This window comes from Roseivirga sp. YIW32 (assembly GCF_057219245.1).
Window position 1 is genome coordinate 467206 of sequence record NZ_JBXVVG010000001.1, and the last position, 17403, is coordinate 484608.

Below are 17403 nucleotides of genomic sequence, written 5' to 3' on the forward strand. Positions count from 1 at the left end.
AAATGATTACAGGAAATTCGACAAATGTTGGACAAATGAGTCTCATCGCTGTTAAAGCGAAGGCTTATGTAGAGCTGCTGAAAACGAGGTTATCGTTTTTGGTGTCTTTCTCTTCAGCTTTTGGCTATACGTTAGCCATGGGAGGCAGAGTCGATTGGGTACAATTGACCATGCTTTTTCTCGGAGGATTTTTGATTTCAGGCGCCAGCTGCACAGTCAATCAAGTGATTGAAAAAGATCTGGACAAGGTCATGAAGCGTACATCTTCTCGACCTTTGCCAACTGAGCGCCTGACGAAGAAAGAGGCCATTTGGTACTCTGTTATAGTAGCTATTGTTGGCTTGTTAATTCTCGCCCAATGGACCAACCCTTTAACGGTGTTGTTGGCAAGTATTTCAATGGTCTTGTATTCATTTGTTTATACTCCCCTCAAGAGAGTAGGACCAATCGCTGTGTTCGTTGGTGCCATTCCAGGCGCACTTCCTCCACTTTTGGGCTGGACAGCAGCAACGGGAATGATCTCGCATGAGGCATTGATCATCTTTGGTATACAGTTCATCTGGCAGTTCCCTCATTTTTGGGCCATTGCTTGGGTAGCGGATGAAGATTATAAAAAGGCAGGCTTTAAGTTATTGCCAGTAAAGGGCGAGAAAGATTTGAAAACGGCTTTTCAGATCATGACCTATACGTTGTTCTTAATTCCATTAGGATTGCTACCGATGTATTTCGGTATCACAGGAACTAATTCGGCTGTTGTGGCGACAGTCTGTGGAGTATTGTTCTTAGCGTCAACGATCAAGTTGATGAAAGATCAATCAAGAAAATCGGCACTAAGGATCATGTTTGGTTCCTTCTTGTATTTGCCGATCGTTCAAATTGCGTTTTTACTAGACATGGTGAAATGATGGTAGAGGATTATAAATTAGTAGACGCACCTGTAGAGCAACCGCTCTCCATGCATCCAAAGAAATTCGCGATGTGGCTTTTCATCGTAACGGTGATCATGATCTTTGCGGCCTTTACGTCTGCTCATATCGTGCGACAAGCAGATGGTGATTGGTTGGAATACGACATTCCGAGCATGCTCTGGATTACGTCGGGAATTATTTTATTGAGCTCAGTATTCATGCAATGGGCCTATGTTGCTGCCAAACGAAATAAGCCGGAACAAGTGAAATTGTCTTTAAGCATTACGGCTTTTTTGGGTGTGATCTTTCTATTTGGACAATTACGAGCATGGGACCAATTGGTAGAAGCAGGAGTCTTCTTTGTAGGAAATCCTGCAGGAAGCTTTATGTATGTGTTTACCGGTTTGCATGCCGCTCACTTAATTTCGGGTATTATCTTTTTGATTTACATGGTCGTTATGGCCTTCAAGTATAAAGTTCATTCTAAAAATATGTTGAACATTGAGATGTGTACCACATACTGGCACTTTTTAGGAGGACTTTGGATTTATTTATTCATATTTTTGCTTTTAAATCATTAACTAACTGATTGTTCTATGGCAACTACTGCTACAATGAGTAAAAGAACCCTTTGGGGTGGAGGAGTAGCGCCTTTCAAGGCGAGCTACGGTAAACTGATGATGTGGTTTTTCCTTTTATCAGATGCCTTTACTTTTTCGGGCCTATTAATTACTTATGCATTCTTACGATGGAGTGCCCCTGCGTATGTGGGTGATCCAAAAGACTTTGTTTTTTCGACTGAATATTGGCCAATCCCTGAAAAGGTATACGAGGCATTCCCTGGTTTTCATGGGGTAGAGCTTCCATTGGTCTTTGTCGGTTTGATGACCTTCATTCTGATCATGTCTTCTGTGACCATGGTATTGGCCGTAGAAGCAGGACATCGAATGGATAAAAAGAATGTAGTGAAATGGATGCTATGGACAATTATTGGTGGATTTGCGTTTTTGAGCTGCCAGGCTTGGGAATGGTCTCACTTCATCACGGGCACAGATACAGCTACAATCGGTGATGTTGTTGTGAACGGAATTTGGAGAGAGAACTATGAGATCTTCGGTGCGAATCTGACGTTTAATCAATACGGTCCACCAGCCTTTGCGGCCTTGTTCTTTTTTATTACTGGATTCCACGGATTCCACGTTTTCTCAGGGGTACTATTGAATGTGTTGATTTTCTTCAATGCAGCCAATGGTGTTTATGAGCGAAGAGGACATTATGAAATGGTAGAAAAGGTTGGTTTGTACTGGCACTTTGTAGACCTTGTTTGGGTATTTGTATTCACCTTCTTTTACCTTATCTGATCTAAAGACTTTTTATTATGGAACAAGCAACTAGCAACATACAAGTACAACCCGCTGACAAATCTGTGATCTGGGGCATATGGAAAGTCGCCTTGATCTTGGCCGTTGTCACAGGAATAGAATATGTTTTCGCCTTTACAATGGACGCAGGGTTTTTAAGGTCTACGATCTTCGTTGCCCTCACGATCGTCAAAGCTTTCTACATTGTCTCTGAGTTCATGCACCTAGGTCATGAGGTAAAGGGATTGATCTATTCGATCATTCTTCCCATGATGTTTATCATCTGGTTGATCGTTGCCTTGGTCAACATGGAAGGCGCAGCGGTAAAAGATTCACGAGGAATTGTGGATTATGAGCCAGCGGGTACAGAACAAATGGATGATGCGAAATAATCAGCACAAAGAATAAAAATTCAAATCAAGTCAATCCATTGGCCTGATTTTTTCGTTTATAGCCCATGAAGAAAAAAGCTCTTTTTCTGTTTTTATTGTTACTACTCCCCATTCTGGTTTTCCTTTTTCTCAAAGGATTCGGAAGGAATGAATTCACCATCCCGGTTTACTATGAGCAAGGAGTTGGTGATAGTTTGGATACACCCTGTTTAGATAGGGCCAAACATCAGTATTATGTAAACTCTCCATTCGTTGAAGATGGAAAGCTAAAGATCATTCATTTTGAACGAGTGGATGGTCCTTTGACATTGTTTCGTTTAGAGGAGCTGGAGCGCGTGCAAGATGTTTTTGGTGATGACCCTGAAGTGGAATTGATCACTTCTGTGAACACCTCCAGCATGGGTGTACAAGAAATAGAGGATTATCAGAGTAGAGTGTACTTTGAAGATAAATTCTGGAAGCGGCAGGCCTTGGATTCAATGGCCTGGGCTCGATTGAAATACTGTGATATGGTCATGTCTAATTTGGATAACCGTGTGGTGCTATTGGATAAGGAGAACAAAGTGAGGGGGTATTACAATATTACCGAGCGGGACGAAACAGACCGATTGATCTTAGAGTTACGCATATTAAAAACTGAAATTGTAGAGTAACATGGCGGAGGTGTTAGCAAGCAAAAAATCAATGCTATGGATAAGGATATTTTCCATAGCCATCCCAGTAGCGGTGGCAGTACTTTTAGGCTTACCCACAAAACTGGATTTAGGTGATTGGGTCTATGTATTGCCTGATGTGATTGGGGTGATCAATACCTTGACGGCTATAGCTTTGGTAATGGCACTAATAGCGGTCAAACGAAAGAACATTGAGCTGCACCGTAAATTTAATGGCTTAGCTTTCCTTTTAGGTGCCGTATTTCTGGTTTGCTACGTTTTGTACCATGCGAGTGCAGAGTCTACACCATATGGAGGTGAAGGGGCGATTAGGTATGTGTACTACACCCTGTTGATCTCTCACATTGTCTTGTCCATCGGAGTGGTGCCGTTGGTGTTGCTGGCTTTCTTTTATGCCTTGAATGGCATGATAGATAAGCATAAGCGGATCGTGAAGTATACTTTCCCTATTTGGCTCTACGTATCTGTAACAGGAGTTGCTGTATATTTAATGATCAGTCCTTATTATGTACATTAATGGGATAGATGCTTTTTGAATGTTAACTTTGAACAACATGAAGAAGGGGAGAATAGTAATATTATCCATCATTGCTTTGGTGATGATCAACGTCAATGCCTTGGCACAATGTGCCATGTGTAGAGGTTCGGTTGAATCGCAGGTGAGTGCCGGTGACACTTCGGTGGCAGCGAACTTGAACTTTGGTATTCTCTATCTCTTTTTTACACCTTATCTGGTCGTTGGTGTGATCGCACTGTTATGGTATAGAGCAAGTAAACGTAATGTCAACAAGATCCAAGCTAGGCGCAATTTTGCAGGGTAGATGCCCGCAATGTAGAGAAGGTAAACTTTTTCAATTCGGTGCTTACAATTTAGACAAGTTCACTAAGATTCATAAGCAGTGTCCACACTGCCAAGTTAATTTCGAGAAAGAGCCACGCTTTTTTGATGGAGCGATGTACATCAGCTATGCACTATCTGTCGGTCTTTTCTTGGTCTCAGCTTTTCTGATCTATTTCCTTTTTCATCCGGTCAGCGAAAACGTCTATATGATCGCGATCATCTCGGAGGTGGTCTTACTCTATCCGATCATGTTCCGCTACTCGCGTATTTTCTACCTCTATGCCTTTGGGGGAATGAAGTATAAGGGGAAGTGATTGTGCGATGTGCGACATGCGATAGATAAATTGAAACGTAAGCGATAAAGTTGATCTTGCCTTGATACTCTTAACCACTGTTTGTGAGTGACTACTGATTTATGTATAGGAGTTGAACAGAGGAAGGTTATCACCAATAAGGGTGGTGTATAAAGGAAGTGACTAATATGCAATTCGTGATTCGCTGTACGCCCATCGAAACAAAAATCAGCTGATCTCCCGATTAAACACCAAGGCTTTGGCTATCCAGAAGTCGAGGTCCTCTTCCAGGTCGAATCCTTCGGCATCGATGAAAAGAAAACCGCGCATGACCCTACCGGTGAAGTCCATGGCTTTACTTCCTTTTTGAAAGATCAGTTGGTCGTGGTTGGCTTTGCCTACGCGCACCATCAATCGGTCTTGCCCGGTTTGTTTGTCTATGTCGAGGCCAACGCACATCTTGTCATTGACCATAAAGATCAAGCCGCCCATCATGCGCTTCTCTGCTGTGATGCCCGCCTTGGCTAATTTTTGGCGGATGCGCTCTGCTTGGTGTTCGCTAAAGGCCATTTTCTTTTTGAATTTGCGTGCCGTACTGAATTTACAAAAAACTTCAATGTCATCTATAAGCCGCGGTTGGTTTGCTTCAACAACCGCTCAATCGTGCGGATCCTTTTTGACCATCAAGGGGCTCTTATATAATGCTCTAACGTCAAGCACTTGGTAACAAAACTTGGCCGGTTTCTTGCTTCTTAGGTTGAATGTGTCGCTAGCACGTAAATAATTGTTAGATTAAGCATTGGCTTATACATAGAGATACTTGATCATAAACGCTCAACTCAGAACGCATCGCTGGATCATTGCCTGCATCTTTATTCTCATCATTACCGTGGTGATCGATGAGGGTATTTTCTCTGATCAAAAGAGAAGAGTTGACCCGCAAACCGCCATAACCGAAAACTTACACCGAGAACTGAGTCGCTTGGACGAGCATTTGCAAGACATCAGCGTCACAGCCATTGTCAGCCTCGATCGCTTGTTTAGCCGTTTTGAAACCGACGAGGCAATGCCATTTTTCTTGTTTGAGAATGGTGAGGTCATTTACTGGAGCACCAATCGTTTTGTACCCAAATACGGCACACTGACAGGCACCTACCTCTATAAATTTCTAAGTTTAAAAAGTGGGGAGTTTGTGGTAAAGAGAAAGGTTATCAATAGTGCGGAGAATCGTGTGATCGAGATCTTCACGCTGCTGCCACTAACGTCCAGCACCGCCATTTCTAATGATTTTGTTGAAAATGGTATGAATGCACGCATTTTCGGAAGGTCGCGATATGCCTTGTCGACCGATGCAGCTAGTGATAAAAAAATCTTTTCTCCTGAAGGAATATTTCTTTTTTCATTTGAAGGTAGCCCCCTAATGAAGATCGATTATCCGGTGTACGACTACTTTATTTTGCTGCTTTACCTGGCGGCAATTTTCTTCTTTTTACGCGCCGGTTATCACTATGCCCATCAGATGGCAGTACGCAGAGGAGTGTTCTCAGGTGCGGGTTTATTGGCTGTCTTTTTGATCCTATTCCGGTTTTTTAGCGTTTATTATGAATTTCCGCTGAGCATTATTGATTGGCATATATTTGACCCTTTTGATTATGCTGACGGCATTTGGCAACCTTCTATCGGTGACCTATTGCTCAATGTTTTGACGTTTTTAGGCTGGGTCCTCTTTCTATTCGTCCACAGCAATCAAAAGGTTCGGCAGCTCAAAGACCTCCATCTTATGGCAATTGGTTGTTTAGCGCTGGTATTGACACTTCATTTTGTCTATCAACTGGAATCCATGATCATCAATGGCCAATGGTCATTTGATGTGGCAGAGGAGATCGGCTTTTCTGTTTCGAAGGTCTTAGGGTATTTCGCTGTTTTTATCAATGCCACCTTACCCGTCATGATGATCCACTTGTTGCTTTTGAGGGCTGAATTCTCTCCTAAAAAGAAAGAAATGATTCTAGGGTTTGGAATTGCCGGTGGGCTAGCCCTATTGGTTTTTGCTTTCACTTCAATTTCAGCGATCTGCATTATCGGGTTACTTTTCCTCTATTGCGCCTTGATCCTACTCTTTGGTTTAGCTTCGCAATTGAGCAAATTGAACTACAGCTCTTTTCTTCATCTATTCTTGTCATGTTTTATTTGGTCAGCCATTGCCTTGGTCGTACTGAATGAAACCGTTGTGGAAGAACTCAGGCTGAATAAAACGGCCTTGGCCATTGATCTACAATCCGAGAATGACATCACGGCAGAATACCTGCTCAATCAGGCAAGACTGAGCATAGAAAGTGATATCCTAATTCAGAATAATATCTCTAACCCCTTTTCGCCTAAAGATTTGATCGAACAAAAGATTCGAAGAGTGTACCTCGGCGATTACTTTGATAAGTATGAGATTGAAATTCTCTTGTATAATGGTAACGGGAAGCCGATCAATGCCACGGCCGTTGATGTCGATGTGTTGAAAGAGGTCTACGCGATCGAGGAAAATCAAACGGAATTTGACTTTCTCTACTTTTTGAATGACGATTTCCCGCAATCGCTTAAGCAGTATTACCTCTTCTGTGAGGTGAAGCGGTACGGCGCTTTGATCGGGTATGTTGTGTTAAAACTAGACCGGAAACGACAACTCAATAACAGTATTTTACCTCGATTGCTGCTTGATGAGGAAGCAAGTCTCAACCTAAAGAATGACCTGAGTTATGCTTTTTTTAAGAATGGCACTATCGAAGAGCAAAATGGAACCTTTAACTACAGAAGGAATTTTAATGCTCAGCTGCTGGATGAGGAACCGGGAGAACTTAGGGGTGCCATAGAAAATGGGTATTCCCATACCGTCTTTGAGCTGGCAGAAGAGAATACACACTTGGTCATTAGTAGCCCGGTCTACCCTTTAGCCTATAAGGTGACCAATTTTTCCATCTTCTTTCTGTTCATGATAGCCCTCATCATGACCATTTTTGGTTTGATCTCTTTGCTTATCAATGCGCGAAAAGAACAAACGACGATTTCAACGAAGGTTCAGATTTTATTGAATTTTGCTTTCTTCTTGCCATTGATCACGGTAAGTATCATTGTACTCCAGTTGGTCAATGAAACAGTTGAGGAAAACCTCGAATCGAAGTACCTGAATACCACTCGCAGTGCAGCTGAAAACTTGAGCAACCCACTTTATTATTTCTTGATATCGAGGGAGACGAATGGTGAAGAGATTGAAAACAGGATCTCTGAGATTAGCCAGTATGCTGGTGCTGACATCAACCTCTTCAACACCAAAGGACAACTGATCGCAACGAATCAACGACTCATATTTGACAATGATTTATTGGCACCCTTTGCCAATCCGATGGCAGTGGCGAGTATCATTGAATCGAGCAACATTGGGGAGTTGCAATTGGAGCAGGTAGGCAATATTAATTATAAAGCGACCTATTACGCCATCATTGGGGGCGATACCAGAGAATTATTGGGTGTGTTGAGTATGCCGTTCTTTGATTCTCAAGAAGAGTTGATCGATGAGCAGCGGCAAATCCTTTCCAATATTCTGAATGCTTTTACCCTCATTTTTGTGGTTTTCGTGATTCTTTCCTTTTTGGCTTCACGCGTCATTACCTATCCCTTCACTTACCTCACCCAGAAGATCCGCTCAACTACTTTGACCAAGGAGAATGAACCCTTGATCTGGCAGGCTGACGACGAGATCGGCTTGCTAGTTCGTGAGTACAATACCATGTTGTTGAACCTAGAAAAGAGTAAAAAGGCCTTGGCACAAAGCGAGAAAGAAAGTGCATGGAGAGAAATGGCACAGCAAGTGGCGCATGAGATCAAAAACCCACTGACGCCGATGAAGTTGAAATTGCAGCACCTAAAAAGGGTGTTGAGTGAAGCCCCTGCTTCGGAACTAGCCTACGAAAAGCCGATCAATAACCTGCTCGAACAGGTAGATACTCTTAGTGACATTGCCACCACCTTTAGTGCCTTTGCCAAAATGCCGGTACCAGTGAATGAACGCATGGATGTTGGGCAGGTGCTCAAACGGACCATCGGCTTGTTTTCTGCACAAGACGTTCGTATCGACAAAAACATTCCAGCACATCAGCTTTGGATCATGGCCGATGAGAAGCTTTTAGGGCGCATTTTCAACAATCTAATTCTCAATGCCATTCAATCGAGCAAGGCTGATGAACCGGCGCTAATTCATGTAAGGGTAGAAGAATTGCCGAAAAAGGTAAGGATTGCCATAGCAGATGAAGGAAGTGGAATACCTGAGGCCATCAAAGACAAGGTGTTTATTCCTAAATTTAGCACGAAGAAAGAGGGCTCGGGCATAGGTCTTGCAATTGCTAAACGTGGGGTAGAACATGCAGGTGGGAGTATATGGTTTGAGTCTTTCGAAGGTAAAGGCACAACCTTCTTCATTGAATTTCCACTAATTGATTGATCGTGGAGCTAAAAGCTCGTCAAGTTTTTATTTTCAACCTTGCGTTTCTGTTCGCCTACGCCTTGAGTGGGCAAGATTGCAAATGGATCAAAACGACCGGTGGGCCACAAGTACTTGATTCCCTTACCGTCTTACCTTCTTCTATTTCCTTACCCAAAGATGAAGCCATTCGGTTTAGCTTCGATTTGGAAACCAATACGATCACGTTTCAGCAGCCAACAGTAGATTCCGTCTACGTTTGTTACCGAACGCTTCCTTTTGACCTCCATAGTCCGAGAGCAAATAGAACCTTGGCCGTTTATGATTCGACCGCTTTATTCAAGGATGCACTTCGTTATCAGGAGGCGCTGGTGATTCCTAAAAGAGAAGAGATCTTTAAAACGAGCAACATAGTGAAGACAGGGAGCATCAGCCGTGGGGTCTCTTTTGGGAACAGGCAAGACGTTTTTGTGAATTCTACCTTGAATTTACAGATGGAAGGGCAACTATCGGATAACGTGAATCTTCGGGCGGTCATCACGGATCAAAATGTGCCCTTCCAGCCGGAAGGAAACACCCAACAATTATAGGATTTTGATAATGTCTACATTCAGCTATACAACGACAATTGGTCTGTGAAGGCAGGAGATGTGGTGTTGGCCAATACAAAGTCTAATTTTTTACGGTACTATAAGAACGTTCAGGGTGGGCAGTTTTCATCAACGTATGCATTAAAGAATGGCTTTAAAGCTGAGACATCACTCGCAGGTTCGGTAGCAAAAGGACGCTTTGGGTCGGTAAGTGTTCAACCCATTGAAGGGGTCCAAGGGCCTTACCGCGTGCAAGGGCCAAAAAATGAGCGTTTTTTGATCATTTTGGTCGGTTCTGAGAAAGTGTTTATCGATGGTAAACAGCTAAAACGAGGGTATGATCAAGACTACATCATCGACTACAACCTTGCCGAGATCACCTTTACCAATCGAGTGGTCATCACACAGTTTACACGAATACGGGTCGATTATGAGTTTTCAGATCAAAACTATAGCCGTTTCATTTTTCAGGCGGCCCATCAGCAAAGTAATGAGCGAGTTTCCTTTGGCCTGCACTATTACTCTGAAAAAGACAATAGAGTGCAGCCGCTTGCCTTTGACCTAAGTGAAGAAGAAAAACTAGTACTTGCTAATGTTGGTGACGACCTAGAGAATGCCTTTACCTCAAGGGTGGATAGTGTTGGGTTTACCCAAGACCTCATTTTATACCGAAAAACTAATGGTTTGGATGGACAAAATCAGGTTTATGAGATTTATGAATATTCAACAAACCCTGATAGTGCTTTTTACCGCGTAGAATTTTCTGAAGTGGGTCAAGGAAATGGCAATTACATGCTGGCCAATGCCACGGCCAATGGACGCATCTACCAATGGGTTCCACCGGTTAATGGCATTCGACAGGGTCAATTTGAGCCAATTTCTTTATCGAATGCACCCAATCAGAAAGCCATGTTTACAGGTAATTTTGGGCTGAAACTGAGCAAATACGAAGAGGTCAAAACAGAAATGTCACTTTCTAAGAACGACCTCAACTTATATTCATCTTTAGATGCAGAAGATGACAATGGTTATGCCTACAAGGTGATGATGAATTCGGACAATCGGCCCTTAGGTAATTCGGGGACTTATAAGCTCAATGCAGGCTTAAGCTATGAATTCAATGACCGCAATTTTTCCTTCATCGACCGGGTGAGGTACATCGAATTCGATCGGGATTGGAGTTATGATCCGCGTGATTTCACAACCACTTTTGCGGAAAACATTGTCAATGCGGATTTGTCGGTGCGGAAGGACCTGATCAATGGCTTAGATTATCGTTTTGTTTTTCGCAAGCGAGGTGAAGCCGTAGATGGCACGCAACATTACCTCACAGGACAGAAAGATATCGGACGTTTTCGGTTGGCTTTGGATGGTTTTACCATGCAAAATGAACAGGTGCAGAATGATTCTGAATGGCTTCGCTATTCATTGGATGCCTCATACCGAAGTAAATGGCTGATTCCGGGATACCGATACCAAATCGATCGCAATGCGGTGACCAACCGACTTTCCAACGAAGTGATCAGTACGGCAATGAATTTTGAAGAGCATGCATTCTATTTGAAAAATGCCGATACGCTCCAAACCACCTATGGAGTGGAGGTGCAGTTACGAGAAGACCGCTTACCGCTCAATGGTGACTTAGTGGATAACACCCGGTCCGAGACCTATAATTTCTTCTTACGTTCAGCTATTGATCCGAACAATCGTTTGGAGCTTTTATTGACTTACCGCAACTTGACAACCTTGAGTTCAGGGAATGATCAGGAAACCATCATGGGACGGCTCGACTGGAACGCGGCATTTTTCGATCGAATCATTCGATCAGACTTTAGTTATAACCTTTCCAATAGTCGTGAGCTCAGAAGGGAGTTTATTTTTATCCCCGTACCTACGGGTGAAGGAATACATACCTGGCGTGATGACAATGGGGATGGAGTGCAAGACCTCAACGAGTTTTACCTCGCCATAAATCCAGACGAAAAGAACTATGCGAAGATTTTTGTACCAACAGATACTTTCGTTGACGCTTACAATACCATCATCAATTACCGCTTTAATCTGAATTTTCCTCGTACTTGGAGAGATGAAGGAGGCTTTAAAAAGGTCTTAGAGCATTTTTCGAACGTTTCAGCCTGGACCTTAAACTCCAAGATCATCGATGAAGAACTTGCCAATCGGTTATGGCCAACTCAAGTGGCTGAGGAGGACATTATTTCGACTAAAGAAACGCTGCGATCTACCTTGTTTTACAACCGAACAAATACAAAGTTTTCAGCAGACCTGGGATATACGCGATTACAAAACAAGCAATTGTTATTCAATGGATTCGAACAGCGGGTCAATCGTGACATCAAAGCTCATGTACGTTGGGGTATCAACAAAGCACTGAATTTTGATGTCAATTACATAGAAGGAATACGCTCTAACGCATCGGATGTGCTGACCAATCGTAATTATTCAGTAGAAACAGTGACGGTACAGCCGACCTTGGCTTGGCAACCGACAAGCCGCATGCGTTTTGTTAGCACTGTGGCATGGAAAGAAAAGGCAAATACCTTGACCGAATCCACAAACGAGACGGCGAGTATTCGACAAGTGGGTTTAGAAACGCGGTTCTCCAAAGCAGCGACTTCCACCGTGAGTGCAAACCTGAACTACATCCAAATTGATTTTGTGGGAACCGAAACCTCACCTGTTGGCTATTAGATGTTAGAGGCGCTCAGACCTGGCAGCAACCTCACTTGCAACCTCAGTTGGCAGCAACGCATTGGTAGTGGCTTACAATTGGTATTACGTTATGATGGTAGAAAATCGGGCGAGAATGATGCCATCCATTTGGGGAGGGTGCAGGTCAGTGCGTTGTTCTAGTCAGATGCTTTTGAATTTACGCATCATTTTATTCGCAAAGACAAAATCTTCCAGCTCTTCCACTCCGCTATGGATGATCTCTTCATTGGTTCCTTCCCATAGTTTCCGTCGATCACAAATGAAGATGATATGCTCACCGATCTCCATCACGGAGTTCATGTCATGCGTGACGACCATGGTGGTCAGTTGATACTCTTCTGTGATCTCTTGCAGCAATTGATCGATCTTGATTGATGTCCTTGGGTCTAGACCGGAATTGGGTTCGTCGCAAAAGAGGTACTGTGACTTATTCACGATTGCTCGGGCAATGCCTACGCGTTTCTGCATACCTCCACTAATTTCTGAGGGCATTCGTTCGTTGGTGTTTTCGAGCTTCACGCGTTTAAGGACTTCATTGACGCGGTCAAGCTTTTCATCTTCCGGCATTTTGGTGAGAACGTCCAACGGGAACTTCACATTTTGCTCAACGTTCATGGAATCGAACAAAGCACCACCCTGAAAGAGCATACCGATCTCTCTTCGGATCTCTGTTTTCATGTCGCGGTCGGCAGTGATCAAATCACGGCCGTCATATAAGATCTCACCGGAGTCCGGCTTAAAAAGGCCAACGATATTTTTGAGCAGCACACTTTTTCCTGATCCACTGGCGCCAATGATCAAATTGGTTTGCCCTTGCTTAAAAATGGCGTTGATGTCGGTCAGGATGACCTTTTCACCAAATGACTTCGAAAGATTTTTGACTTCTATCATCTGACCAAAAGCAATTGCGCTAAAACAAAATCACTAAGTAAAATGGCAATACAACTCACGGTCACTGCTTTTGTACTCGATTGGCCTACTTCCAATGCCCCACCTTTGGTATAAAACCCCATGAAGGCAGCGATCGAGGAGATCAGGAATCCAAACACGACCGATTTGATCAGCGCAAAATAGACACTGAATTCGTTGAATGAGGTTTTCAGACCGGTGAAATAATCTGTAGGACTTAAGGCACCGGCTACTTCTGCTGCAAGATAGCCACCTGTTATGGCAAGAACGCCAGCCAAGATGACCAAGAAAGGATACATGAAAACAGTGGCTAAAATCTTGGGGAGCACCAAGTAGCTGACGGAATTGATTCCCATGACCTCAAGGGCATCGATCTGCTCTGTGATGCGCATGGTTCCTAAGTTTCCAGCTATGCTTGAACCTACCTTGCCGGCAAAAACGATGGCCGTGATGGTTGGTGCCAATTCCAAAATGGTCAGGTCTCTAACGACCAAGCCAACAACTGACTGAGGAATAAATGGGCTCACTAGGTTGTAGGCTGTTTGCACGGTTGAAACCGCCCCCATGAAAATGGACACAATACTCACGATCACAATGCTGTTGATGCCGATGTAGATGCATTCGTCCAGCGTAAGTCGCAAGTAGGTCTTGAACGATTCCCTGTTTTTAAAAAGGGCTCCTAAAAATAAAATGTATTGACCAAGTCTGCTCATACTCGCTACTCTCTGCAGTATACTGGAAAAATAAGAAAACTATCTCCAAAGGTTCCTTCCTGAAGAAAAAACATTCATTAGGTTTAGTTTATTATTCTTTTAAACTTTCATTTATGCGGAAACTTGCAGTGATCAGTAGCGGAACCAAAGGCATTGGTAGGGCAACGGTAGAAAAATTTTTCAAGAATGGATTTGACGTGGTGACCTGCGCGCGGTCAGAAGAAGATTTGAGGTCCTTAGCCATTGAAATGGAACAACTAGACGAAGGAGCACTATTCACTCGTGCTACCGACATGTCAAAAAAAGAGGAGGTTATGACCTTTGCTCAAATGATCAAGGAACTTCAACGCCCAGTGGATGTACTAGTCAATAATACAGGGCTGTTCATTCCCGGCGCTGTACATGAAGAGGCAGATGGCAGCTTGGAGCAAATGATCGAAACCAATTTGTACAGTGCCTACTACTTGACAAGGGCCCTGATCGGATCGATGAAGGAGAGAAAGGAAGGGCATATTTTCACCACTGGGTCTATTGCCGGAATCCAGGCCTACGACAATGGAGGTTCCTATTCTATTTCGAAATTTGCATTATTGGGTTTCACAAAGGCCATCAGGGAAGAAATGAAACCACATGGTGTTCGTGTGACGTCTATTTTACCGGGGGCTACGTTGACCGCAAGTTGGGAGGGTGTAGAGCTTCCGGTAGATCGATTTATGAAACCGGAAGATATTGCAGACGCCATTTATGGAGCACATGCACTGTCGAAGCAAACGGTGGTGGAAGAGATAGTGCTAAGGCCACAGCTAGGGGATATTTAGTTAATTGTATCAACACTGTCTCCTTTCGGAAGGGGCTAGGGGGAGGATAATTGTTTTCGTTGATGCTTTCACTTTTTGCAATGGTCTCAGCGAGACGCTAAGACCAGAGGGTTCTAAAAAAGGCCCACCATTTACGACCAAATGGTAGACCTTTCTAGGTAATTTAATGGATAGAATACAAACTTTATCAATAAGGCCAATAGTAGGGTGACGCTAAAGAAAAGTACTTGATATTTAATTCTGTCCTTCTCCTTAGATTCTATAGCTAAAGTAAGGTAGTACAAACTCCTGCCAAGATAGATTACTAAGATGATGTTCAATATATATTCGAAATACATGATGTTTCTTTTTCACTAGTCTTAGCGTCTCGCTAACTTGATATGCTCAATGCTTTGGATAGAGTAAGAATCTGATTGATAAGGCAAGTACTAGACTTATGCTAAAGAAGAGTAATTGCAATTTAATTCTGTCTTTCTCTTTTGATCCAATGGCCTTGATTAAAAAGAACAGCATTCGTCCCAGATAGATCACAAAAATGATGTCGAGCAAATGATAGAAGTTCATAATGTGCGTTTAAATTGATTATCTAATTTAAAAATTTCGCTATTGAACGCATAATACCTTTCCCTTTTAAGGCGTTCCACTTGTTCCAAAATCCTTGATCCTTCTGAAAAACCTCCTGCCAATTCTAACTTTTTAAGCCTATGGAGGTTACCTTTGCAGCCGAAAGAAAGTCATGAGCGATTCTAAGAAATACTGCAACAGTCTCACCCAATATTCAAGAAGAAAGACCATTCCTGTGAAGGTGGGCGATGTGGTGATCGGTGGCGATAACCCTATTGTTGTGCAGTCCATGACGACAGTGGATACCATGGATACCATGGGTACGGTAGAGGAGACACTGCGCATGGTGGCTTCAGGTTGTGAATTAGTGAGGATCACTGCACCAAGCATCAAAGAGGCTGAAAACCTTAGGGAAATCAAAGAAGAATTGCGTAAACGAGGTTGTCATGTTCCTTTAGTGGCGGATATTCACTTTACCCCAAATGCCGCTGAGGTCGCTGCTCAGATCGTTGAAAAGGTCAGGATCAACCCGGGAAATTACGCTGACAAGAAGAAATTCGAGCAGATTACCTATACAGACGAGACCTACCAGGCAGAGCTCGATCGGATCAAGGAAAAATTTAAGCCACTGGTTGAGCTTTGCAAGAAGCACGGCACGGCCATGCGTATTGGGACCAACCATGGCTCACTCTCTGACCGTATCATGAGCCGCTATGGAGATACGGCTTACGGCATGGTGGAATCGGCATTAGAGTTTTTGCGTATTTGTGAGGAAATGGATTACGATCAGATCGTGTTATCTATGAAATCGTCGAATGCGCAAGTGATGGTAGAGGCTTACCGCTTATTGGTTCATAAACTGGAGGAAGAGGGCTTAAAACCTTACCCTTTGCATTTGGGGGTAACGGAAGCTGGCGAAGCAGAAGATGGAAGAATCAAATCTGCGGTCGGTATTGGCACCTTACTCGAAGACGGCTTGGGCGATACGGTTCGGGTTTCTCTGACTGAAGCACCGGAATTTGAAGCACCAGTGGCAAGGAAGTTGGTCGATCGTTACATTAGACGCGCTGGGCATGCACCCATAGCAGCCATTGAGGGAAACCCCATTGACCCATTCCTTTACCACAAAAGAGAAACGAGAGAAGTTGCGAATTTTGGCGATCGAAATGTCCCTCGTGTTATTGCAGATCTTTCAGGATTGACCGAGCTTCAAGTCAAAGACCTGAAGTCAGTCGGACACTTTTACTTGCCAGAACCCGACAAATGGCGCATGAATGATCAAGGAGTCGATTATGTCTATACTGGATCGAACCCTTCTCCCTTTATGTTGCCAAATGGGTTAGGTGAAGTCATTGATTATACGGTTTGGAAGGGGCTAGCTGATAGAAAAAGTCGTTATCCACTGTATACGGTGGATACACTAAAGTCTGCCGAGGATTGTTCAGAGGAACTCAACTTCTTACGCATCACGATCGACGAATTTGATCCGGCGGATTTCGACTTGCTGGAAGTGGACAATTTGGTATTGCTCTTGCGTACGACCAATGCGCATGCCATGCCGGCACTTCGAAGATTCATGTTTGAATTGGTGGCGAGAAAGGTGAAAAGCCCGGTTGTTTTTGAGCGGAACTACACCATTGCCGAGCAGGAACAATTCTTGATCGATGCCTCGACAGATATTGGAGGCTTGCTAGTTGACGGGTTTGGCGACGGCGTCATGATGACCGTAGAACCCACTGAAAACATCTTGGCTGAACTAAAGCTTAAGAACGAAACAGCATTCGGCATATTGCAGGCTGGACGAACGCGCATGACCAAGACCGAATATATTTCTTGCCCTAGTTGCGGCAGAACCCTATTCGATTTACAGGAAACAACCGCCAAGATCCGTAAACGAACGGATCATTTGAAGGGAATCAAGATCGGTATCATGGGTTGCATTGTGAATGGTCCAGGTGAGATGGCCGATGCAGATTACGGTTACGTCGGGTCAGGAAAAGGGAAGATCACACTCTATCGCGGACAAGAGGTTGTCAAAAGGAGTGTACCTTCAGCCGATGCGGTCGATGAATTAATTGAAATCATTAGAGAAGATGGCAACTGGTTAGAACCGGAAGTTGTTGAATTATCAAACGCATAAGC

18 protein-coding genes are annotated in these 17403 nt (G+C 43.6%); 14 read left to right on the forward strand and 4 right to left on the reverse strand.

All coding sequences use genetic code 11. The annotated features are described in order from the left end of the window. Positions 1-2: 2 nt before the first annotated feature. The 8 genes from cyoE (at position 3) to AC2D6U_RS02405 (ending at position 4490) form a co-directional block, all read left to right on the forward strand. Positions 3-905: a heme o synthase gene (gene cyoE, locus AC2D6U_RS02370; RefSeq protein ID WP_484719334.1), complete on the forward strand. Its 903-nt coding sequence runs from the start codon at positions 3-5 to the stop codon at positions 903-905. Further along, the gene (locus tag AC2D6U_RS02375) at positions 905-1489 is read left to right on the forward strand and encodes a cytochrome c oxidase subunit 3 (protein WP_484720576.1); all 585 of its coding nucleotides are present in this window, start codon (positions 905-907) and stop codon (positions 1487-1489) included. Before cyoE ends, AC2D6U_RS02375 begins: the two co-directional genes overlap by 1 nt. 15 nt (positions 1490-1504) lie before the next feature. Then, complete coding sequence (locus AC2D6U_RS02380; protein ID WP_484719335.1) at positions 1505-2269, forward strand: cytochrome c oxidase subunit 3; 765 nt, start codon at positions 1505-1507, stop codon at positions 2267-2269. A gap of 17 nt (positions 2270-2286) precedes the next feature. Continuing rightward, complete coding sequence (locus AC2D6U_RS02385) at positions 2287-2661, forward strand: cytochrome C oxidase subunit IV family protein (RefSeq protein ID WP_484719336.1); 375 nt, start codon at positions 2287-2289, stop codon at positions 2659-2661. A 65-nt stretch (positions 2662-2726) separates the two neighbouring features. Continuing rightward, the gene (locus tag AC2D6U_RS02390; RefSeq protein WP_484719337.1) at positions 2727-3314 is read left to right on the forward strand and encodes a hypothetical protein; all 588 of its coding nucleotides are present in this window, start codon (positions 2727-2729) and stop codon (positions 3312-3314) included. A 31-nt stretch (positions 3315-3345) separates the two neighbouring features. After that, the gene (locus tag AC2D6U_RS02395) at positions 3346-3852 is read left to right on the forward strand and encodes a DUF420 domain-containing protein (protein WP_484719338.1); all 507 of its coding nucleotides are present in this window, start codon (positions 3346-3348) and stop codon (positions 3850-3852) included. Between the two features lie 37 nt (positions 3853-3889). Then, positions 3890-4156 carry a hypothetical protein gene (locus tag AC2D6U_RS02400; RefSeq protein ID WP_484719339.1) on the forward strand — a complete coding sequence of 89 codons (267 nt, stop codon included), beginning with the start codon at positions 3890-3892 and terminating at the stop codon, positions 4154-4156. Continuing rightward, on the forward strand, positions 4116-4490 hold the full coding sequence (locus AC2D6U_RS02405) for a DUF983 domain-containing protein (RefSeq protein ID WP_484719340.1): 375 nt from the start codon (positions 4116-4118) through the stop codon (positions 4488-4490). The genes AC2D6U_RS02400 and AC2D6U_RS02405 overlap by 41 nt, the downstream gene beginning before the upstream one ends. Before the next feature lie 207 nt (positions 4491-4697). On the opposite strand, the gene AC2D6U_RS02410 is transcribed toward AC2D6U_RS02405, so the two are convergent. Then, positions 4698-5039 carry a TfoX/Sxy family protein gene (locus AC2D6U_RS02410; protein ID WP_484719341.1) on the reverse strand — a complete coding sequence of 114 codons (342 nt, stop codon included), beginning with the start codon at positions 5037-5039 and terminating at the stop codon, positions 4698-4700. Positions 5040-5289: 250 nt separating this feature from the next. Between AC2D6U_RS02410 and AC2D6U_RS02415 the strand changes: the two genes are divergently transcribed. Genes AC2D6U_RS02415 through AC2D6U_RS02430 form a run of 4 tightly spaced genes read left to right on the forward strand, consistent with a single transcriptional unit; the run spans position 5290 to position 12398 of the window. After that, positions 5290-8958, forward strand: coding sequence for a sensor histidine kinase (locus AC2D6U_RS02415; protein WP_484719342.1), 3669 nt, complete (start codon positions 5290-5292; stop codon positions 8956-8958). Positions 8959-8960: 2 nt separating this feature from the next. Further along, on the forward strand, positions 8961-9527 hold the full coding sequence (locus AC2D6U_RS02420) for a hypothetical protein (protein ID WP_484719343.1): 567 nt from the start codon (positions 8961-8963) through the stop codon (positions 9525-9527). A 45-nt stretch (positions 9528-9572) separates the two neighbouring features. Beyond that, the gene (locus AC2D6U_RS02425) at positions 9573-12236 is read left to right on the forward strand and encodes a hypothetical protein (RefSeq protein ID WP_484719344.1); all 2664 of its coding nucleotides are present in this window, start codon (positions 9573-9575) and stop codon (positions 12234-12236) included. Beyond that, complete coding sequence (locus AC2D6U_RS02430) at positions 12237-12398, forward strand: hypothetical protein (RefSeq protein WP_484719345.1); 162 nt, start codon at positions 12237-12239, stop codon at positions 12396-12398. On the opposite strand, the gene AC2D6U_RS02435 is transcribed toward AC2D6U_RS02430, so the two are convergent. Together AC2D6U_RS02435 and AC2D6U_RS02440 are read right to left on the reverse strand one after the other, a co-directional pair. Further along, positions 12399-13148, reverse strand: a complete 750-nt coding sequence (locus tag AC2D6U_RS02435) for an ABC transporter ATP-binding protein (protein ID WP_484719346.1) — start codon at positions 13146-13148, stop codon at positions 12399-12401. Further along, a complete protein-coding gene (locus AC2D6U_RS02440) occupies positions 13145-13879 on the reverse strand; it encodes an MlaE family ABC transporter permease (RefSeq protein ID WP_484719347.1) in 735 nt (244 codons plus the stop codon). Before AC2D6U_RS02440 ends, AC2D6U_RS02435 begins: the two co-directional genes overlap by 4 nt. 113 nt (positions 13880-13992) lie before the next feature. On the opposite strand from AC2D6U_RS02440, the gene AC2D6U_RS02445 reads away from it, so the two are divergent. Next, complete coding sequence (locus AC2D6U_RS02445; RefSeq protein WP_484719348.1) at positions 13993-14697, forward strand: SDR family oxidoreductase; 705 nt, start codon at positions 13993-13995, stop codon at positions 14695-14697. Positions 14698-15081: 384 nt separating this feature from the next. Here the strand turns inward: AC2D6U_RS02445 and AC2D6U_RS02450 are convergent, their stop codons facing one another. Then, positions 15082-15261, reverse strand: coding sequence for a hypothetical protein (locus AC2D6U_RS02450; protein ID WP_484719349.1), 180 nt, complete (start codon positions 15259-15261; stop codon positions 15082-15084). Positions 15262-15433: 172 nt separating this feature from the next. Between AC2D6U_RS02450 and ispG the strand changes: the two genes are divergently transcribed. Beyond that, entirely contained in the window at positions 15434-17401 is a 1968-nt protein-coding gene (ispG, locus tag AC2D6U_RS02455) for a (E)-4-hydroxy-3-methylbut-2-enyl-diphosphate synthase (protein WP_484719350.1), read from the forward strand. The last annotated feature ends 2 nt before the right edge of the window (positions 17402-17403 follow it).